The 18,351-nt window shown below is 66.6% G+C and carries 20 protein-coding genes; 7 read left to right on the plus strand and 13 right to left on the minus strand.

What is annotated here, in order from left to right; genetic code table 11:
- Positions 1-2: 2 nt before the first annotated feature.
- Genes ACWPMX_RS08800 through ruvX form a run of 3 tightly spaced genes read left to right on the plus strand, consistent with a single transcriptional unit; the run spans position 3 to position 2,787 of the window.
- Positions 3-1,130 (plus strand): AI-2E family transporter, encoded by a 1,128-nt coding sequence (locus ACWPMX_RS08800; RefSeq protein ID WP_455699658.1) that lies wholly within the window; start codon positions 3-5, stop codon positions 1,128-1,130.
- A complete protein-coding gene (locus ACWPMX_RS08805; RefSeq protein WP_455699659.1) occupies positions 1,130-2,305 on the plus strand; it encodes a DUF3089 domain-containing protein in 1,176 nt (391 codons plus the stop codon). The genes ACWPMX_RS08800 and ACWPMX_RS08805 overlap by 1 nt, the downstream gene beginning before the upstream one ends.
- Entirely contained in the window at positions 2,302-2,787 is a 486-nt protein-coding gene (gene ruvX / locus ACWPMX_RS08810) for a Holliday junction resolvase RuvX (RefSeq protein ID WP_455699660.1), read from the plus strand. Before ACWPMX_RS08805 ends, ruvX begins: the two co-directional genes overlap by 4 nt.
- On the opposite strand, the gene ribB is transcribed toward ruvX, so the two are convergent.
- From ribB to ACWPMX_RS08845, 7 genes are all read right to left on the minus strand, one after another.
- Positions 2,784-4,091, minus strand: a complete 1,308-nt coding sequence (gene ribB, locus ACWPMX_RS08815; protein ID WP_455699661.1) for a 3,4-dihydroxy-2-butanone-4-phosphate synthase — start codon at positions 4,089-4,091, stop codon at positions 2,784-2,786. The genes ruvX and ribB overlap by 4 nt on opposite strands.
- Positions 4,092-4,147: 56 nt before the next feature.
- Positions 4,148-4,846, minus strand: coding sequence for an NAD(P)H-binding protein (locus ACWPMX_RS08820; RefSeq protein ID WP_455699662.1), 699 nt, complete (start codon positions 4,844-4,846; stop codon positions 4,148-4,150).
- Positions 4,839-5,999 carry a deoxyguanosinetriphosphate triphosphohydrolase gene (locus ACWPMX_RS08825; protein WP_455699663.1) on the minus strand — a complete coding sequence of 387 codons (1,161 nt, stop codon included), beginning with the start codon at positions 5,997-5,999 and terminating at the stop codon, positions 4,839-4,841. Before ACWPMX_RS08825 ends, ACWPMX_RS08820 begins: the two co-directional genes overlap by 8 nt.
- A gap of 131 nt (positions 6,000-6,130) precedes the next feature.
- The gene (locus tag ACWPMX_RS08830; protein WP_455699664.1) at positions 6,131-7,258 is read right to left on the minus strand and encodes a S8 family serine peptidase; all 1,128 of its coding nucleotides are present in this window, start codon (positions 7,256-7,258) and stop codon (positions 6,131-6,133) included.
- A 112-nt stretch (positions 7,259-7,370) separates the two neighbouring features.
- Positions 7,371-8,066, minus strand: a complete 696-nt coding sequence (locus tag ACWPMX_RS08835; protein ID WP_455699665.1) for an aspartate/glutamate racemase family protein — start codon at positions 8,064-8,066, stop codon at positions 7,371-7,373.
- A gap of 86 nt (positions 8,067-8,152) precedes the next feature.
- Positions 8,153-9,148: an SO2930 family diheme c-type cytochrome gene (locus ACWPMX_RS08840; protein ID WP_455699666.1), complete on the minus strand. Its 996-nt coding sequence runs from the start codon at positions 9,146-9,148 to the stop codon at positions 8,153-8,155.
- On the minus strand, positions 9,145-10,335 hold the full coding sequence (locus ACWPMX_RS08845; RefSeq protein WP_455699667.1) for a parallel beta-helix domain-containing protein: 1,191 nt from the start codon (positions 10,333-10,335) through the stop codon (positions 9,145-9,147). Before ACWPMX_RS08845 ends, ACWPMX_RS08840 begins: the two co-directional genes overlap by 4 nt.
- A gap of 117 nt (positions 10,336-10,452) precedes the next feature.
- Here ACWPMX_RS08845 and ACWPMX_RS08850 point away from each other — a divergent pair, with 117 nt between their 5' ends.
- Entirely contained in the window at positions 10,453-10,818 is a 366-nt protein-coding gene (locus tag ACWPMX_RS08850; RefSeq protein WP_455699668.1) for a hypothetical protein, read from the plus strand.
- A gap of 6 nt (positions 10,819-10,824) precedes the next feature.
- Here ACWPMX_RS08850 and ACWPMX_RS08855 read toward each other — a convergent pair whose 3' ends face one another.
- The 5 genes from ACWPMX_RS08855 to ACWPMX_RS08875 are packed head-to-tail and all read right to left on the minus strand — an operon-like array spanning position 10,825 to position 14,292.
- Positions 10,825-11,142 carry a hypothetical protein gene (locus tag ACWPMX_RS08855; protein ID WP_455699669.1) on the minus strand — a complete coding sequence of 106 codons (318 nt, stop codon included), beginning with the start codon at positions 11,140-11,142 and terminating at the stop codon, positions 10,825-10,827.
- The gene (locus tag ACWPMX_RS08860) at positions 11,142-12,671 is read right to left on the minus strand and encodes an NAD(P)(+) transhydrogenase (Re/Si-specific) subunit beta (RefSeq protein WP_455700754.1); all 1,530 of its coding nucleotides are present in this window, start codon (positions 12,669-12,671) and stop codon (positions 11,142-11,144) included. The genes ACWPMX_RS08855 and ACWPMX_RS08860 overlap by 1 nt, the downstream gene beginning before the upstream one ends.
- Positions 12,672-12,682: 11 nt before the next feature.
- Positions 12,683-12,991, minus strand: coding sequence for an NAD(P) transhydrogenase subunit alpha (locus ACWPMX_RS08865; RefSeq protein ID WP_455699670.1), 309 nt, complete (start codon positions 12,989-12,991; stop codon positions 12,683-12,685).
- Positions 12,992-12,994: 3 nt separating this feature from the next.
- Complete coding sequence (locus ACWPMX_RS08870; RefSeq protein WP_455700755.1) at positions 12,995-14,119, minus strand: NAD(P) transhydrogenase subunit alpha; 1,125 nt, start codon at positions 14,117-14,119, stop codon at positions 12,995-12,997.
- Positions 14,120-14,130: 11 nt separating this feature from the next.
- Complete coding sequence (locus ACWPMX_RS08875; protein WP_455699671.1) at positions 14,131-14,292, minus strand: aa3-type cytochrome c oxidase subunit IV; 162 nt, start codon at positions 14,290-14,292, stop codon at positions 14,131-14,133.
- A gap of 118 nt (positions 14,293-14,410) precedes the next feature.
- On the opposite strand from ACWPMX_RS08875, the gene ACWPMX_RS08880 reads away from it, so the two are divergent.
- The 3 genes from ACWPMX_RS08880 (at position 14,411) to ACWPMX_RS08890 (ending at position 17,186) form a co-directional block, all read left to right on the plus strand.
- Positions 14,411-15,829, plus strand: a complete 1,419-nt coding sequence (locus ACWPMX_RS08880) for a sigma-54-dependent transcriptional regulator (RefSeq protein ID WP_455699672.1) — start codon at positions 14,411-14,413, stop codon at positions 15,827-15,829.
- A 17-nt stretch (positions 15,830-15,846) separates the two neighbouring features.
- Positions 15,847-16,608, plus strand: coding sequence for an SDR family NAD(P)-dependent oxidoreductase (locus ACWPMX_RS08885; RefSeq protein ID WP_455699673.1), 762 nt, complete (start codon positions 15,847-15,849; stop codon positions 16,606-16,608).
- 62 nt (positions 16,609-16,670) lie between these two features.
- Positions 16,671-17,186: a hemerythrin domain-containing protein gene (locus tag ACWPMX_RS08890; RefSeq protein ID WP_455699674.1), complete on the plus strand. Its 516-nt coding sequence runs from the start codon at positions 16,671-16,673 to the stop codon at positions 17,184-17,186.
- 13 nt (positions 17,187-17,199) lie between these two features.
- On the opposite strand, the gene folP is transcribed toward ACWPMX_RS08890, so the two are convergent.
- The gene (gene folP, locus ACWPMX_RS08895) at positions 17,200-18,312 is read right to left on the minus strand and encodes a dihydropteroate synthase (protein ID WP_455699675.1); all 1,113 of its coding nucleotides are present in this window, start codon (positions 18,310-18,312) and stop codon (positions 17,200-17,202) included.
- Positions 18,313-18,351 lie beyond the last annotated feature (39 nt).

Here is an 18,351-nt window from a genome sequence, read left to right on the forward strand (position 1 = left end):
ATATGAGCGAACCGGCCGACACCAACGAATCCAGCGAAGCGGTCGGCGTCAGCCCGACCCATATCGCCAGTCCCAAGCTGCGCTACGAGGCCCAGCGGGCCGCGATCTGGGTCAGCATCATCGGCCTTGCCGTGCTGGCGGTCTATGTAGCGCAATCGCTCCTCGTGATCTTCGGGGCGCTGGTTTTCGCATCAATGCTCGATGGCGGCGCGCGCCTGCTCGGCCGGGTCCTGCCCATCGGCCGCAGTTGGCGGGTCGGCATCGTTCTTCTCTTCGCGCTGCTTTTCTCCGCGTGGCTGACACACTTCGCAGGGGTCCAGATCGCCGAACAGGCGGCGCAGTTCCCGGCCCTTGTTACAGAGCAGGCAGGCCGCGCGGTGGCCTGGCTGCGCTCCAAGGGTGTGGCAATCAGCCAGGGCGATATCCAGAGCTTCGCCGGCAACCTCATGAGCGGGGTTGGCACGGTCACCCGGGCGATCGGCGGTGTAGTCGGCGGCCTCACCACGCTGTTCCTGATCGCGATCATCGGCATCTATCTGGCGGTCGATCCGCGTCCGTACGAGCGCGGCCTGTCGTGGATGGTGGCCGAGGATCGGCGCGACGATCTCGACAAGTCGATGCGCGCGATGGCGTTCACGATGCGGCGCCTTCTTGCCGGGCGGCTGCTGGGCATGGTCGCCGAAGGGCTGTTCACCTATGTCGCGCTGACTTGGGTCGGCGTGCCGATGGCGGCGCTGCTCGGGCTCATCACCGGCATCCTTGCCTTCATTCCCAACATCGGCGCGATCATTTCCGGCGCGCTCATGATCCTTGTCGGGTTCTCCGGCGGGACCGAGATGGGTTTGTGGACGATCGCGATCTACCTCGCCGTCCAGAACTTCGACGGATACGTGCTGGTCCCGATGATCGCCAAGAAGACGGTCGATCTCGCCCCGGCGCTCGTGCTCGGCTTCCAGCTTATCATGGGCGTGCTTTTCGGGGTGCTCGGTCTCACCTTTGCCGATCCGATGCTGGCGATGATCAAGGTGGCGCTGGAACGCCGCGCGCACCGCCTCGAAGAGGACGGCGAAGGCGACGGCGGGAACGCTGGTCACACTGCCACCGACATTACTGCCAAGCCTGCTACCTGATGGCGCGCAAGTTCCTTTATTTCGTCGCGTTTATCATCGTCCTCGTCATCGCAGGGGCGATCGCGCTCAGCGTCTGGTCGCAGCAGCTTACGCGGCTCGCGTTCGTGCCGTCGGGCGATTTCGTCGAGCAGTCTCCGCTTACGGCCAACGCATACCAGGACCCGGCCATGTGGTTTTCGCGGCCCGGCATGGGCGTGGCCGACCCGGCGCGCTGGCAGCCCGCTTACAGCGCCGACGGAGCCGAAGCTGCTCCGACTCCGCTTCCGACCTCCACTTTGACCGCCAGCGGGACCGATGCGGTCAAGCCACGCGATTTTGCGGTGTTCTTCGTTCACCCTACGAGCTTCCTCGACCGCAACCGCTGGAACGCCCCGCTCGAAGATCCCGAGGCCAACCGCGTCGCCAAGCTGTACCTCAAGGGGATGGCCAGCCCGTTCAATCAGGCGAGCGAGATCTGGGCGCCGCGCTACCGCCAGGCGACGTTCGGCGCATTCCTGACCGAAAGCGAGCCCGCGAAAAAGGCGATCGATGCCGCCTATCGCGACGTGCGCGACGCGTTCCGCGTGTTCCTTGCCAGCGTCGACCCCGATGATCCGATCGTGATCGCGGGCCATAGCCAGGGTTCGCTCCACCTGCTTCGCCTGATGCGCGAGGAAATCGCAGGCAAACCGATCGCGAGCCGGGTGGCCGCCGCCTACGTGGTCGGCTGGCCGATCTCGCTCGACCACGACCTGCCCGCACTCGGCCTGCCCGCCTGCGCCACCGCTGCCCAGTCCGGTTGCGTGGTCAGTTGGTCCACGTTCGCCGAACCCGCCGATCCCGACGACCTGTTCGAAACCTACAGCTCCTCGATCGGGTTCGATGGCCAGCCGCGCGGTGACAGTTCGTTCCTGTGCACCAACCCACTCACCGGGATGATGGGCGGCAGCGCCGATGTCGATGCGAACCTGGGTACGCTGGTGCCCGACCAGGATCTGTCGAACGGATCCCTGGTACGCGCCTATGCGCCCGCACGTTGCGATGATCGCGGTCTGCTGCTCATCGGCGATCCACCGACGATGGGCAGCGCGGTGCTGCCGGGCAACAACTACCACGTCTACGACATCCCGCTGTTCTGGGCCAACCTGCAGGCCGACGTCGCGCGCCGGGTCGGGTCGTGGACGCTTCCTCGTTGAGTGATGGCCCGCTGATCACCGACACTGCGCGGGACTTCGGCGCTGCGCTGCCCAGCGGCGGCGCGCTGCTGGCGCTCGACCTGGGTACCAAGACCATCGGCACCGCGCTTTGCGATGCAGGTTGGCGCTTTGCTTCACCCGGCAAGACGCTGGAGCGCGGCAAGTTCGGCCGCGACCGCGACACACTCGGTGCGCTGTGCCGCGAACGCAGTGTCGTCGGCATCGTTATCGGCCTGCCACGCAACATGGACGGCAGCGAAGGACCGCGCGCGCAGGCTAGCCGCGCTTACGCCCGCAACCTCGCTGCCGCGCTCGACCTGCCGGTGCTGTTGTGGGACGAACGCTGGTCGACGGTCAGCGCAGAGCGCTCGCTGATCGAACAGGACATGAGTCGGGCTCGCCGAAAGGAGCGGATCGATGCCCACGCCGCCGCAGTTATCCTGCAGGGGGCGATAGACGCCTTGGCTGGCGGCTCGCTTTAGTCTGCGGTCGCGGTTTCTGTGATCGGACGTTGGCCGACGATGCTGAGGCCGTAACCCTCGAGCGCAACCAGCGAATGCTCGGTATTGGTCAGCAAGACCATGTCGTGGACCCCCAGCTCGGCCAGGATCTGCGCCCCGCCGCCATAATCGCGCTGCTCGGTCGAGTCCGTCACGGCGGGGCTGGTTTCGCCCAGTTCGCCCATGTGGATGGAGCGGCTGACATAATCCGCGCCCGGCCGATTAATGAGGACGATCACCCCCGAACCTTCGGCTGCGATGATCTCCATCGATTGTGCGACGAGGCTCGACCGCATGTTGTCTTCCCCGAAGATGTCGGGAAACAGCGACAGGCTGTGCATCCGCACCAGCGTTGGCCGGTCCGTGCGGATTGCGCCCTTCACCAGCGCAAGCGTCTCTTCACCGGTCGCCTTGTTGTAGAAGGCGACCGCCTGCCAGTCCCCGCCCCATTTGCTGATGAAGCGCCGCTCGGCCCGGCGCTCGAGCAGGTGGTCGTGCTTGCGGCGGTAGGCGATGAGGTCACGGATCGTGCCGATCTTGAGGTCGTGAAGGCGGGCAAAGCGGACGAGGTCGCCGAGGCGCGCCATCGTGCCATCGTCGTTCATGATCTCGCAGATCACACCCGACGGGTTGAGCCCGGCAAGCCGCGAGATGTCGACCGCTGCCTCGGTATGTCCGGCGCGAACGAGCACCCCGCCCTCGCGCGCGACGAGCGGGAAGACGTGTCCAGGTGTCACGATGTCGTCGCGTGTTCGGGTTCCGTCGATCGCTACCGATACGGTCCGCGCGCGGTCGGCAGCGGAGATCCCGGTAGAGACGCCCTCGCGCGCCTCGATCGAGGTGGTGAACGCAGTCTCGTGTCGTGTGCGGTTGTTGCGGCTCATCAGGTCGAGCCCGAGTTGGTCGACCCGTTGCTTGGTCATCGCCAAGCAGATCAGTCCGCGACCGTGGGTTGCCATGAAGTTGATCGCGCCCGGCGTCGCCATCTGCGCCGGAATGATCAGGTCGCCCTCGTTCTCACGGTCCTCGTCGTCGACGAGGATGTACATCCGACCGTTGCGCGCCTCGTCGATGATTTCCTCGGCCGATACGATGACCGGCCGCTCGTCGTTCGCCGAGAGGAACTGTTCGAGCTTCGCGAGTGTATCGGCGGTCGGGTTCCAGCGCGGCTCGAGGCAATCGCGCAGTGAGTTGGCGTGAAGGCCGGCGGCGCGCGCAAGCGCGGTACGGCTCATGCGGTCATCGGCGACGAGTTCGCGAACGCGATCGATAATGGAATGTGCCATGCGACTCGTAATAGCACATTGCAGTGTGATTGCCACATCTCAATGTGATTAAGAGTTCACGTCTGCGTGTTGGTGAGCGCCAGCCCCGCTGCTGCGCGCAGGATCGCGTCATTGTCATGGAAGAACTTGCCCGCCGCCTTGCGCTTGGCGAGACCGAGCGCTGCCTTGGCCACCAGTTCGGCGGAAATCGAGCGGTAGCCCGCCATCCCGCCTTGGAGGAACAGGTCGGTCAGCGGCGAGACAAGGATGCCGAAGCGTTCGAGGAACCGCAAATCACTATCGCGCTTGCCGCGCAGCAGCCCGGGCCGCAAGATGTCGAGGCGCTTGAACCGCAGTTTGCCGAGTTCGCGCTCGACCTCGGCCTTCGTGCGAAGGTAGAAGTTCTTCGACCGCCAGTCCGCGCCCGCCGAACTGACGGCAACGAAGCGCTCGACCCCGGCGGCACTCGCAGCGGAAGCTGTCGCGAGGACGAGATCGCGGTCGACCGCACGGAACGCATCCTCGTCCTTGCCGGACTTCTTCCATGTCGTGCCGAGCGCGCAGATCACAGCAGTTGGCCGGATCGCCTCGAACACCTCGCCCCACTTGTCGGCATCGGCGACGAACAGTTCCATGCGTGCGCCTTCGGGCAGGCGGAATTCGCGCCGCGACACCGCGACTAGCCGCACGTCCTCGCGCCCGACGCATAGCCGCAGCACCTCGGTGCCGATGAGGCCGGTCGCCCCGACGAGCGCGATGCGCAGCGGATCAGACATTGCGCAGCCCTTCGGGCGCACGCCCGAAAATGCGCGTGCACTGGTCGATCGCGAAACGGTCGGTCATTCCGGCGATGAAATCGGCGAGATGGCGGCTGCGTTGCGGCTCCTGCGTCGGCATCGCCGCCCGCCACGCATCGGGCAAGGTCGCCGGATCCTGGTCGTAGGCTGCGAACAGGCGCGAAACCACGTCGCGCGCGCGGCCAGCGGCCGTGAGCTGTTCGGGGTGGTAGTAGAGCCGCTCGTACATGAACGCCTTCAGCGCCCTTTCCTCCTCGGCCATTGCAGGCGAGAACGCGGCGAGCGCAGCGGGTTGGGCGCGCACCTCGATCACGCTCCGCAATCCCTCCGCGTTGGCCCGCGTCGTCTCGATCACGTCGTTGACCATCAGCCCGATGCGGCTGCGCACGAGTTCGCGCAGACGCTGGTCCACGCTTGTTGCCGGATAACGGCGCTCGATCGCGCGGTATTGGTCGGCGATCGGCGCCAATTCCAGCAGATCGTCGAGCAGCAGGAAACCGGCGCGGAGGCCGTCGTCGATGTCATGGTTGTCGTAGGCGATGTCGTCGGCGATCGCGGCGACCTGTGCCTCGAGGCTGGGCCACGCGCCGAGATCGAGCGGGAATGCCGCGTCGAGTTCCGCCAAGGCCCAGTTCGGCGCCTGAACCGGGCCGTTGTGCTTGGCGAGGCCTTCGAGAACGTCCCACGACAGGTTGAGGCCGGGGTGGTCGCAATACGGGCTCTCGAGCCGCATGAGCACGCGCAGCGTGTGGGCGTTGTGATCGAACCCGCCGCGCAGCGCCATCGCCTCTTCCAGCGCATCCTCGCCCGCATGGCCGAAGGGCGGGTGGCCGATGTCGTGGGCCAGGCAAAGCGCCTCGGTCAGGTCTTCGTCGAGCCCGAGGGCGCGGGCGATCACCCGGCCGATCTGGGCGACTTCGATGCTGTGGGTCAGGCGAGTGCGATAATGATCGCCATCGGGGGCGATGAACACCTGCGTCTTCGATCGCAGGCGGCGGAACGCGATCGAATGAACGATGCGGTCGCGGTCGCGCTGGAATTCGCTGCGGGGTCCGCGCGCACCTTCACGGTTCTCGGCAAATTCGCGGCCGACACTGGCGTGGGGATCGGCGGCGTAGGGTGCAAGCGTCATCGGTCAGCGGCGGTTAGGCGCGGGCCGCTTGGGGGGCAACGGGAACAGGAGCGGAACGCATGTCTTGCGCCCGAGAAAAAGGGCCGCGCATCGAATCTGACGCGCGGCCCGCAATATATCCTCTGGCCGGATCAGCGGACGCCGATCTGGTCCGGTACGCCGTCTTTGTCTCCGGTGATCGTACCGCCCGAACGGACTGCGCCAAGAAGCAGCAGACCGGCAAGGTGCGGCGAGGCCATCGAGGTTCCACTCAGCGTCGCGTAGCCTCCGTCCTTGTACGTCGACGGGATAGCCGAGCCCGGCTCGGCCCAGGCTATGCCGATGCCGTAGTTGGAGTAGCTGGCCAGCGCGCCCGCGCTGGTCATGGCCGAAACCGTGAACACCTTGTCGTTCGTCGCCACGCCGCCGGCGCGTGCCGGCGAGTGATTGTGGTAGTCGTCGGTCTCGTTGCCGGCAGCCAGGGCAAACGGCACGGTTCCCGCGGCACCCAGCACCGCATCGTCGAGCGCTTGCGAAACACCGCCGCCGAGGCTCATGTTGGCCACATCGCCCGCCTGGCCGTTCGCTTTCACGTAGTTGACGCCCGCGATCACGCCCGATGTCGAGCCCGAACCGCGACGATCGAGCACGCGAACCGCAACCACCGTCGCGCCAGCGGCGACCCCGACGACTCCGACGGTATTGTCCACCGCAGCGACAGTGCCGGCTACGTGAGTCCCGTGTCCGTTTTCGTCCTGCCATCCGGTCCGCGACCCGGTAAAATCCCTGCTGCGCGTCTGGTCCACAATCAGGTCCGGATGATCCCCATCGATCCCGCTATCGATGATCCACGCAGTCTTGCCCGTGGCGTCGATGCCGCCATTCACCCGCGCCACCCCCCATGGAGTGGTTTCGGCCGGAGCGGTCCCGCCACCGGGTTTGCCTGCCATGACCGAAATCGGCGGCAGGCTCATCACCTGGTCCTGTTCGCAATAGGCGATCGACGGGTTCGCGCGGCGCATGTTGGTCACGGCCTGTTCGCTCATGTTGGCAGCGAAGCCTTTGAGGGCATCGCCGTAGACGAATTTGACCGACCCGCCATGCGCGTTCGCGGCGGCGCGCGCCTTGCCCGCGACCTCGCTCTTCGCGACGCGGTCGTTCTTGAATACGCAGATGTAGGAGTTCGCGATCTTCTCGGCGTGCGCCGGAGTGGCGGCAAGCGCCATGGCGAGTGACGTCAAACCCACGGCCGCAAGGCGGCCGGCAACCCGGTTTTTCATGATGTGTCCCTTCCCTCAACAGGTCGCGAGAGAATGCGCCAATCGTTGCCGAAGGGAATACAGAAAGATGCTGAGCGGGAAATTTACCCACCGGTTTGTCGCAAGAAAAATACTATTCGTCGCCAAGCAGCCACTCGACTGCTGCACGGCAATGTGCACGAGCGGAATCGAAGACCGGCAGGACATTCGCATCGACGTCGACCACCATCGACAGCTCCGTGCAAGCGAGCACGATCGCCTCCGCCCCTTCCTGCTCCTTGACCGTGATCCAGGTCTTCATAGTGCGCTCGGCGGTTCGGCTCGCCTTGCCGACCATCAGCTCGTCGTAGATGATCCGGTCGATCGCGGCGACTTGGTCCATGTCGGGCGGCAACAAGTCGACTCCGTGGGCGACGAGCCGCTTGCGATAAAAGCTCTCGGTCATCACGTTGCGGGTACCGACAATTGCCGCGCTCTTGATCCCGGCTGCCTGCATCTCGCGCCCGACGCAGTCGGCGATGTGGAGCACAGGCACGCCCGCTGCCTCGGCCACCCGGTCATAGACCTTGTGCATCGAATTGGCCGCAATAAGCAGCGCGCCTGCCCCCGCACCGGCGAGCCGTCGGGCGCTATCCGACAGAACGTCCGCCGCATGCTCCCAGCCCGCGTCGTCCTCGATGCCGCGCAACCCTTCGAAGTCGAGGCTCTCGATCAGCAGCGGCGCGCTCGACAGCGGGGACACGCGGCGCTGGACCGCGCGGTTGATGTATTCATAATAGTCGCGGGTAGAGGCCCAGCTCATTCCCCCGATCAGGCCCAGCTTGCGCAACGGAAGGTTCCCTTCGAACGACGTTCGGGCCTCGCTAGCCGCTGGAGCGAGGCGGCGTCTACCGCATGTGCGAAGAAATCCGCTCGTTACAGCCCGGCGATCCAGCGCTCTACCGCTGCCAAGCCTTCGCGATCGACGGTCGCCTTGCCGAGCTCGGGCATCGCGACCCCGCCCTCGAGGCTGGCCATGCGGTGCACCATGATCGATTCCGCAGGCTTGCCTGGGACGATATCGAACAGGAATGCCCCCGCCCCGCGCCCCGCCGCGACGGGCCGCTTCATCACGCCGAGTGCCTTCGGGTCCGATTGCTCCCAGCGCAGGTCCAAGCCGGAGTTGGACGCCGAGCCGCCGGGCCGGTGACAATGCGCACAGTTGACGTCGAGATAGCCGCGCGCTGCTGTCTCGGCCGTTGCGCCGGCTCGGTTTTCCCACAAAGGGAGCGGGTGGGCGACAGAAGGTACCGTATCGAGGTGACCGGTCTTGGCGAACCCGTCCAGCCAATCGGCGGCCAGGTTGCGCGCCTTGGGGCCGATGGGCACGACCGCTCCGCTTAGGCCATGGCATTCCTTGCACTGGTTCTTGTTGGGGACGCGGTACTCGATCGCCTCGCCTGCCGGGGTCGTCACCGCAACCCGTGCTCCGGTCACCGCCAGGGTCGCCTCGGTCTGCTCGGCATTCCAAAGATAGGGCAACGCGACCCACCCGTTCGCGCGGTGGAGCAACAGCCGGGTTTCGATCAGCCTTCGCTTCCCCTTTTCGCTAAAGGCGAAGGTCTTGATGAGCGCCGAGCCGACGGGCAGGTCGAGCAGCCCCTCTCCCGCCGCCGCAGCGCGCTTGCCCGGCGGGACGTAGACGAAACGCAGCTTCTCCGCGCCGTCGGACCACAGCGGCGTGTTGAGCCGGTAAGGGACCACGCCGTCCGACGGCAGTTGCGCGGCGGCATCGGCGAAGAACCCGAACGCCGAAAGGGTGCGCGGCATATCGCTGCCCGCGATCGCCGCGTCGCTTGGCGTGGGCGCATCCCGCGCGATCGCGACCGCAGCGGCCGCGAGCGCAATGCCGAAGATGGCGCTGCGGATCATTTGAGCCGCGCGTCGAGCTCCGCCGGGACGCCCACCGCTTCGCGATCGACCGCATCGGCGAAGGCAGCGAACTTGGCAGGGGCGGGCTTGGCATCGGCGGGACCCTGGCCCTGCTTCGTCAAACCGAGCGACCAGCCGTTCATAGTCGGGTCGGCACTGAGCGCTGTCTCACCAAGTCCGTCCCACATGACCGGCGGCAGCGCGCCGCCGAAACCCGCAACCAGCGCTGCGCCGCCCGGCACCTGCGGATCGGTGCCATTTCCGCTTACCCGGTTCGCACCCACCGCGACCTTGCGCGGCAGGGGGTTGTAGCGCGCATCCTCGAACGCCAGCGGATAGGCGACCACCATGACCGCCGAGGTGGGATTGCCGGCGATCGTGTTGCCTTCGACCGTTACCGCGTCGTTGGCCATGACCATCACGCCCGTGCCCCGCCGCACGCCCGCGACGATGTTGCCCGGCGGCGCGAAGTTGGCCGTGTCGTTGTCGACCACCAGGTTGTCGCGGACGAGCACATTGCCTCCGCCCATCACCGGCAGGCTCGGCAGGTCGAAAACCAGGATGCCGCCGGTGTTGCGGGTGACGAGGTTCGCCTCCACCAGAGCGTCGCGGCTGTTCTCGATCTCGATCCCCGCGACGTTCGCCTGCGCGACCGAATTGCGCACGGTGATGCCGCGGCTCTGCCCGACGTAGATGCCCGCGTCCGACGCGCCCGATACCTGCACCCCGTCGATCAGCACGCCGGTGCTTTCGACCGGGTAGATGCCGTACGCGCCGTTGGTCGCCAGAGGTCCGCCGGTCCAGGTCACCCGCACGCGGTGATAGACGATTGCGTCGGCTCCCTTGGACTTGATCCCGTCGCCCTTCGGATTCTCGACCGCGAAGTCACGCAAGGTTACGCCGTCACTGGTGACGAGCAGTCCTTCGCCCGCACCCTTCTGACCGGTGAAATCGAGCACCGTCGTGTCCATGCCCGATCCGCGCACCGTGACCCGGTCGACATCGAGGCTGAGCCCGTCATCGAGCGCGAACCGGCCCGGACCGAGCACGACCTCGTCGCCCGGCTGCGCCAGGATCAGCGCCTCCTGCAGCCGCGCATGCGCGTCGGCCCCGGCAGCCACGGTATGCGTCGCGGCGAGCGACGGCGAGGCCGCGGCGCCGAGCGCCAGCAGGCCGATACAGGTCATCCTCATGGCTCGAAGCTGCTACTGACAGGACCGTTAGTCAACGCTGAATGCAGGGACTTGCAAGTGCTTCGCGACGGGAGCAATCTGTTGCCGGATCCTTTGGGGAGAGGACGCAAGATGCACATCAAACTGACTATCGCGGCAGGGCTTCTGCTCACGGCCGCGCCCGCCTTCGCCGAAAGCTGGGACTTCGTACTCGTCAACAAGACCGGCAAGACCATCAAGTTGGTTGAGGTTTCGCAAGCCGGAACCGGCGACTGGAAAAAGGACATCCGCGAGGAAGACCAGGGCGAAGGCAAGGTGAAACCGGGCGACGATTATACCGTCCACTTCGACAAGGATGCCAAGGTCTGCAAATACGACGTACGCATGACCTTCGACGGCGACAACACGCCCGTCGTGTGGACCGGGTTCGACGCCTGCAAGTTCGCCTTCGGCGACTTCGCGCTCAACGGCGGGGTGCCGACGCTGAAGGGCAGTTGACGCGCTTCAGCCCAATCCAGCGGCGCACAAGCCGGCCGAGCTTGCAGTGACGGCGATGACCTCGGCGTCACCCACTCGGCGCACGCGTTCCACGTAGCCTGCGATCGATACGGGGCGCACGGGCTCTCCCGCGCGCGGCTTCAAGCTCTCGAGTTTCCTGAGCTGCGCGATCGACAGGCGTTCGACCATGCGATCCGCCATGCAGGCCGCGTGGCTGTCGGACAGCCCGCCATCGACGAGCGCGGACCGGACGCGACCTTCGGCGATCTGCGAAACGCACCCGGTGGTTGCCAGCAGGGCTACAGCAATAAGGGGAAGGCGCATCAGTCGAACGACTTGACGATATCCTCGACCATCTTCTTGGCGTCGGCGAGCAGCATCATGGTCTGGTCCATGTAGAACACGTCGTTGTCGACGCCCGCGTAACCCACGCCGCCCATGCTGCGCTTGATGAAAAAGACCTGCTTGGCCTTGTCGACGTCGAACACCGGCATCCCGTAGATCGGCGAAGTCTTGTCTGTCTTGGCCGCCGGGTTCACCACGTCGTTCGCCCCGATGATGAAGGCGACATCGGCCTGCGCGAACTCGGAGTTGATGTCCTCGAGTTCGAAGACCTTGTCGTAGGGCACCTGCGCTTCGGCCAGCAGCACGTTCATGTGTCCCGGCATGCGCCCCGCGACCGGGTGGATCGCGAACTTCACCTCGACGCCCTTTTCCTCGAGCGCGTCGGTCATCTCGCGAAGCGCGTGCTGCGCCTGCGCCACCGCCATGCCGTAGCCGGGAATGACGATGACCTTTTCCGCCTGCTCGAGCATGAACGCCGCGTCCGCCGCGCTGCCGGTCTTGTAGGGGCGCTGCTCCTTGGCCTCGCCCGCCACCGCAGCATCGGCGCCGAATCCGCCCGCAATCACCGACAGGAAGCTGCGGTTCATCGCCCGGCACATGATATAGCTGAGGATCGCGCCCGAACTGCCGACCAGCGCGCCGGTGACGATCATCGCGGTGTTGTGCAGCGTGAAGCCCATCGCCGCCGCTGCCCAGCCCGAATAGCTGTTGAGCATCGACACCACGACCGGCATGTCCGCGCCGCCGATCGGGATGATCAGCAGGAAACCGATCACGAACGCGGCGACGAGGACCGCCCAGAACAGCCACCCCTCGCCCGCCCCGGCATTCGCCGCGAGCGCATAGACCGCGGTGCCGGCAAGGATGCCAAGCAGCGTGCCGAGGTTGATCACGTGCCGCCCGGGCAGCATGATCGGCGATCCGCTCATGTTGCCGTTGAGCTTGGCGAAGGCGATGACCGAGCCCGAGAAGGTGATCGCGCCGATCGCCGCGCCGAGCATCATTTCCACGCGGCTGACCGCGAGGATGTTGCCGTCCATTCCGAGAATGCCGAACGCCGCGGGATTGAGGAACGCCGCCACCGCGACGAGCACCGCCGCGAGGCCGACGAGCGAGTGGAACGCCGCCACAAGCTGCGGCATGGCGGTCATCGCGATGCGCCGAGCAATGATCCAGCCGACTGCGCCGCCGATGGCGATGGCGGCAAGGATTTCGCCACTCGTCGCCCAATCCGGGATGATAATTGACCCACACCCATCGAAACCGAACTCGCGAGGCTGCGGGCAGCGGCTTTCGTCCATCCATGGAAAATGCGTCACCAGCGTCGTCACCACCGCGATCAGCATGCCGACCATGCCGTAGCGGTTGCCCGCGCGGCTCGTCGCCGGGCTGGACAGCCCGCGCAGCGCGAGGATGAACAGCACGCCCGCCGCGAGATAGGCCAGCGCCACCCACGGGTTCACCGCGTGCGCCGCGTCGGCGGCGACCGAAAGATCGGTCGTCTGCATCGGCCCGAGGCTCATGCCTTCTTCTCCGATGTGGCCGAGGGCTTATCCTTTTTCTTGTACATCGCCAGCATCCGCGCGGTCACCGCGAAGCCGCCGAAGATGTTCACGCTCGCCAGCGCCACCGCGAGGAGGCCGAGCCACTTGGCGCTCGGGCTGCCCGCCGCGGCCGCCGCGATCAGCGCGCCGACCACGATCACCGAGGAGATCGCATTCGTCACCGCCATCAGCGGCGTGTGCAGCGCCGGGGTTACCGACCACACGACGTAATAGCCCACGAAGCAGGCGAGCACGAAGATCGACAGGATCGATATGAAGTCCATTGCTCAGGCCCCCTTCAGCCTCTCGCTCACCACCGCGCCCCCGCGCGTGAGCCGCACCGCATCGCCGATTTCATCGTCGAGGACCGGCTTGCCCTGCTCCTTGTCCCAGAACGCGGAGAGGAAGTTGTAGAGGTTGCGCGAAAACAGCGCCGAGGCGTCGGCGGCCAGCGTCGCGGGCGTGTTGGCATAGCCGACGATCTTCACGCCGTGCTTCTCGACCACTTGGTCCGCGACCGAGCCTTCGACGTTGCCGCCCTGCGCGACCGCAAGGTCGTAGATCACGCTGCCCGGCCGCATCGAGGCGATCTGTGCGTCGCTGACCAGCCGGGGAGCGGCGCGACCAGGGATCAACGCGGTCGTGATGACGATGTCCTGCTTGGCGATATGGCCGGATACCAGTTCGGCCTGCGCCTTCTGGTACTCCTCGCTCATCTCGGTGGCATAGCCGCCGGCGCCTTCGCCCTCGATCCCGGCGACGCTCTCGACGAAGATCGCCTTCGCGCCGAGCGACTGGATCTGCTCCTTGGTGGCCGAACGCACGTCGGTGGCGGAAACCTGGGCACCGAGGCGCCGCGCGGTGGCGATCGCCTGCAGGCCCGCAACGCCCACTCCCATCACGAAGACCTTGGCCGCCTGCACGGTGCCTGCGGCGGTCATCATCATCGGAAAGGCTCGGCCATAGGTATCGGCCGCTGCGATCACCGCCTTGTATCCGGCTAGGTTCGACTGGCTGGAAAGCACGTCCATCGACTGCGCGCGGGTGATGCGCGGCATGAATTCCATCGACAGCGCTTCGAGCCCGGCGCTCGCATACGCATCGACCCGGTCCTTGCGGGCGAACGGGTCGAATGTCGCCGCGACCCACGCACCGGGGTTGGCACCTGTCAGCGCAGCAATATCGGGCGCCTGCACGCCCATGACGATATCCGCGCCCTTTACCACGCTCGCCGCCGGGCCGACCTCGGCCCCTGCATCGACGTAAGCGGCATCGGGGATGCTTGCGGCAAGCCCCGCGCCGCTTTCTACCGCGACGGCCGCGCCCAGCGCGATGAACTTCTTTGCTGTCTCGGGGGTCAGGGCGACCCGTGTCTCACCCGAGGCGGTTTCCCGTAGGACGGCGATCCGCACCGGAGCGGCCGTCACTCGGCTATGGCTAGCACGATGAGAAGCGTCAGCACGGCGATGATCGGAACGCTCCACTTGAGCAGCGTTATGAAGCCGCCATAGGTGCCCGCGTGCGCTTTCATGTCGTTGCCGGTTGCCATCGTCGTAGTCTCACCCCTGAAATGTGGTCGGCGCATCCCCTATCGCGGTGCGACGCCGCGCTCAAGCCCGCCGACACCGGACTTTGGGTCTTAAGCGGACCTTTACTCCTGTCCCCTAATGGGTCGGTCTGTTTCAGGACGGGACACACGGCACATGACCGACGGCGACAATCGACTGCTGATGCTGATCGACGACGAACCGGCGCAGAGCCGACTCATCGCCGCGCTCGCCGCGCGTGAGGGGTGGCGCACGATCGTGGTCGCCGATTCGGAAACCGCGATCGCCACGCTCGGCACGCGGCAGGGGATGCAGCTTTCCGCGATCATCCTCGACCAGTGGGTGCCGGGCGACGACGCCTGCCGCCTGATCGAGGAGCTCAAGGCCCGCCGTCCCGCGCTGCCGATCCTGATGCTCACCGCCAGCGCCAGCCCGCTCCTCGCGGTCGAGGCTATGCGGGCGGGCGCAACCGATTATCTCATCAAGCCGGTCGCACCCGACCGGCTGATGCAGGCGCTCCGCAGCGCCTCCAAGCGCGAGGCGCCGCGCGACGAATTGCAGCCGCTGACCGAGAAGCTCGGCCAGGTGCTCGATTTCGATGCGATGATCGGCACCGCACCCAACTTCCGCGCCGCGCTGGCCAAGGCGGCCAAGACCGCGCGCGGCCACGGCAACGTTCTGATCGAAGGCGAAAGCGGCACCGGCAAGGAAATGCTCGTGCGCGCGATGCACGCCGCCAGTCCGCGCGCCAAGACGCCGTTCCGGTTGATCAACGCCCGCGCCGTTCCGGCCAATTCGATCGAATCGGTGTTGTTCGGGCACGAACAGAACGCCTTTCCCGGCGCGTTCGAACGCCAGATCGGCGCGATCCAGCAGTGCGACGGCGGGACGCTCGTCCTCGACGAGGTCGACCGACTGAACATGGCGGTACAGGAACGCCTGGCAGAGGTCCTCTCGACCGGCGTGGTCCGCCCGATCGGCGCGAGGCACGGCTTCAAGATCGACCTGCGGGTGATTTCGGCGAGCAATCTGCCGCTGACCACGCTGGGCGATGCGGGGTATTTCCATCCGGCGCTCCACGCCCAGCTCGCCGCCACCACGATCACGCTGCCGCCGCTGCGCGAGCGGACGGGCGATATCCAGGCGCTCTCCCGCCATTTCCTTACCCGGATCGGCGAGCAGCCGGGCCTGAAGGCGCTGACCATTACCGACGGCGCGCTGGCGCTCCTTGCCGCATTCGACTGGCCGGGCAATGTCCGCCAGCTCCAGGCGGTGCTGTTCCGCGCGGCAGTATTCTGCGACGGCGAGGCACTGACGGCCGACAGTTTCCCGCAACTGTCCGAGATGCTGGGCGAGGCGGTCGAAAGCCGCGATCCCCGCCAGGACGGCGTCGGGGTGATGCTGTATGCCGAGGACGGCAACCTGCGCAGCCTCGAGGAAATCGAGGCCGACGTGATCCGTCTTGCCATCGGGCACTACCGCGGGCGGATGACCGAAGTCGCCCGTCGCCTCGGAATCGGGCGCTCGACGCTCTACCGCAAGCTGGGCGATCTTGGGATCGATAACGCCGCCTGAGCGGTTAGTCGGTCTGCATGACAGACCAGCAATCCGAATTCGCCGGGCGCAGTGCGCTCGTCACCGGTGCCGCATCGGGCATCGGCCTCGCACTGTGCGTGTGGCTTGCCGACCGCGGGATCGCGCGGCTCGTGGTGGTGGACCGTGACGAAGCCGGGCTTGCGGCGCTCGACCTTCCCTGCGCGTTCGAGCGGCATGTAGGCGACGTTGCCGAGCCGGCGTTCTGGGATGCGATCGACTTCGGCCAACTCGATCATGCCATCATCAACGCCGGGATCGCCGGCGGCGGCGCGATTGGCGACCTGTCGTTCGTCGATTGGCGGGCGATGCTCTCGATCAACCTCGACGGCGCGTTCCTGTCGCTCAAGCACGCGCTCGCCGCGATCCGTGATGGCGGCAGCGTGGTCGTGACCGCGTCGGTTTCGGGCATCAAGGCCGAGCCGGGCACGGCGGCCTACGGCGCGTCGAAGGCGGCGCTGATCCAGCTTGCCAAGGTGGCTGCCAAGGAAGTCGCCCCGCGCCGCGTGCGCGTCAACGCAATCGCGCCGGGCGGGGTCGACACTCCGATGTGGGACCAGACCCCGTTCTTCTGCGACTTTGTGACCGAACACCGCGGCGACCGGTCAGCCGCGCTGGAGGCGATGGCGAAGATGGCCACACCTCTCGGCCGCTATGCCAGCGCGGCGGAGATTGCCGGGCAGGCGGGTTTCCTGCTGTCGAGCGCCGCCGCGACGATCACGGGCGCTGTGCTGGTGAGCGACGGCGGTTACTCGCTCTAGCGGAACCGGCGCGCGGGTTTCCCGTTCGAAGTGCAAAGCTCGAACAAGAGGGAAACCGACCGATGGATATCGTCGATTGCATCTATGCCGACCACGCGCGCCAGCGGATGATGTTCGCCGCCCTCGACGAGGCGAAGGACGACGCGCAAGCGCTCGGCAAGATCTTCACCAAGCTCAAAAACTTCCTTGAGGCGCACGCCGAGGCGGAGGAGCGGTTCTTCTACCCGACCCTTCTCAAGAAGGGCAAAGGCGCGGTGGATTCGCCGAGCGCCGCCGAAACGACCGAAGATGCGATCGACGATCACAACAAGATCGCCATCGCCGCCGAGGAGGCGATGCGCCACAAGCCGGGATCGAAGATGTGGTGGCACTGGGTCGACAAATGCAACTACGACAACTCGCACCACATGAGCGAGGAAGAGCGCCAGGGCTTGACCGACTTCCGCCGCACGGTGCCGCTGAAGACCCGCGTCGAACTGGCGATCCAGTATCTTGCTTTCGAGTCCGCGCACGAGGACGAGTACGAGCGCAAGCTCAAGGACGCCGAGACCTACATCGAGGAAAACGAAACGGCCTGACGCCGCGGCGGACCTACGCCGGCAGCCCGGAGAAATCGGTTAGCGCGGCGTCGCGCAGGCCCCGCCACACGTTGCGCGCCTGAACCGTCTCGGCCACGTCGTGGACACGAATGAGCTGGACGCCCGCATCCATGCCCTTGAGTGCGAGCGCGACGCTGCCGCCGAGCCGCTCGTGCGCGGCGGCCTCGTTGCTGAGCGCGCCGATCATCCGCTTGCGGCTCGCCCCCAACATGACCGGCTGGCCGAGCGCATGGAAAAGCGGCAGCGCATTGAGAAGCGCGAGATTGTCGGCAAGCGTCTTGCCGAAGCCGATACCCGGATCGAGCACGATCCGCTCGCGCGCGATGCCGCTGGCGACCGCTTCGTCGCGTCGGGCCGCGAGCCAGTCGAACACGTCGAGCACGACCGCCCGATAGTCGCCGTCGGCGTGGAGGTCATCGCCGGAACCGGGCGCGTGCATCAGCACGACCGGGCATCCGCGCGCCGCGGCAAGTTCCGCCATGTTGGGATCGTGCCGCAGCGCGGACACGTCGTTGAGCATCTGCGCGCCCGCATCGAGCGCGGCGTTCATCACCGCAGCCCGGCGGGTGTCGACCGCGATCGCGGCCCCCATCGCGGCGCAATACTCGACCGCCGGTACCACGCGCGCGATCTCGTCGCCCTCCCACACCGCCGGTGCGCCGGGGCGCGTGCTCTCGCCGCCGATATCGACGAGGGCCGCGCCAGCCTCGAGCATCTTCGCCGCATGCGCCGCGCCCTCTTCGGGCCGGTCGAGGAACGCACCCCCGTCGGAGAAGCTGTCTGGTGTGACATTGAGGATGCCCGCAACCTGCGGCTGGTCGAGCCGGATCGTCCGGTTGCCGAGCTGGAGCGGCGGATGCGCGGCCCGCAGGTTCGCCCACTGTGTCTCCGCCTCGGCGACCAATGCCTCGGGCAGGTTCACAAAGATGTTCGCCGCGCTTTCAGCCGTGAACCGGTGCCGCGCCACGACAGCCCCGCCCCGCCGCACGATCGCGGCGAACCGATGCGCGTACACCAGCCCCCCGGCAAGGCGGACGCAATCGCCTTCCTCGTCCTGCGGGCTGGCCGCAAGGCCGATTGGCATCAGGTAAAGGCGGTCGCTCATGCCGTCACCGCGCCAAAGGTGACACGAAGTATACACCAG

Source organism: Tsuneonella sp. HG094, assembly GCF_053819285.1.

What these genes read in the sequence shown, in the direction of transcription:
- ACWPMX_RS08880 (WP_455699672.1), top strand. Translation starts at nt 14,411, where the DNA reads ATGACCGACGGCGACAATCGACTGCTGATGCTGATCGACGACGAACCG.
- ACWPMX_RS08890 (WP_455699674.1), top strand. Translation starts at nt 16,671, where the DNA reads ATGGATATCGTCGATTGCATCTATGCCGACCACGCGCGCCAGCGGATG.
- ACWPMX_RS08885 (WP_455699673.1), top strand. Translation starts at nt 15,847, where the DNA reads ATGACAGACCAGCAATCCGAATTCGCCGGGCGCAGTGCGCTCGTCACC.
- folP (WP_455699675.1), bottom strand. Translation starts at nt 18,312, where the DNA reads ATGAGCGACCGCCTTTACCTGATGCCAATCGGCCTTGCGGCCAGCCCG.
- ACWPMX_RS08830 (WP_455699664.1), bottom strand. Translation starts at nt 7,258, where the DNA reads ATGAAAAACCGGGTTGCCGGCCGCCTTGCGGCCGTGGGTTTGACGTCA.
- ACWPMX_RS08820 (WP_455699662.1), bottom strand. Translation starts at nt 4,846, where the DNA reads ATGTCTGATCCGCTGCGCATCGCGCTCGTCGGGGCGACCGGCCTCATC.
- ACWPMX_RS08875 (WP_455699671.1), bottom strand. Translation starts at nt 14,292, where the DNA reads ATGCGCCGACCACATTTCAGGGGTGAGACTACGACGATGGCAACCGGC.
- ACWPMX_RS08825 (WP_455699663.1), bottom strand. Translation starts at nt 5,999, where the DNA reads ATGACGCTTGCACCCTACGCCGCCGATCCCCACGCCAGTGTCGGCCGC.
- ACWPMX_RS08840 (WP_455699666.1), bottom strand. Translation starts at nt 9,148, where the DNA reads ATGATCCGCAGCGCCATCTTCGGCATTGCGCTCGCGGCCGCTGCGGTC.
- ribB (WP_455699661.1), bottom strand. Translation starts at nt 4,091, where the DNA reads ATGGCACATTCCATTATCGATCGCGTTCGCGAACTCGTCGCCGATGAC.
- ACWPMX_RS08850 (WP_455699668.1), top strand. Translation starts at nt 10,453, where the DNA reads ATGCACATCAAACTGACTATCGCGGCAGGGCTTCTGCTCACGGCCGCG.
- ACWPMX_RS08800 (WP_455699658.1), top strand. Translation starts at nt 3, where the DNA reads ATGAGCGAACCGGCCGACACCAACGAATCCAGCGAAGCGGTCGGCGTC.
- ACWPMX_RS08805 (WP_455699659.1), top strand. Translation starts at nt 1,130, where the DNA reads ATGGCGCGCAAGTTCCTTTATTTCGTCGCGTTTATCATCGTCCTCGTC.
- ACWPMX_RS08865 (WP_455699670.1), bottom strand. Translation starts at nt 12,991, where the DNA reads ATGGACTTCATATCGATCCTGTCGATCTTCGTGCTCGCCTGCTTCGTG.
- ACWPMX_RS08860 (WP_455700754.1), bottom strand. Translation starts at nt 12,671, where the DNA reads ATGCAGACGACCGATCTTTCGGTCGCCGCCGACGCGGCGCACGCGGTG.
- ACWPMX_RS08855 (WP_455699669.1), bottom strand. Translation starts at nt 11,142, where the DNA reads ATGCGCCTTCCCCTTATTGCTGTAGCCCTGCTGGCAACCACCGGGTGC.
- ACWPMX_RS08845 (WP_455699667.1), bottom strand. Translation starts at nt 10,335, where the DNA reads ATGACCTGTATCGGCCTGCTGGCGCTCGGCGCCGCGGCCTCGCCGTCG.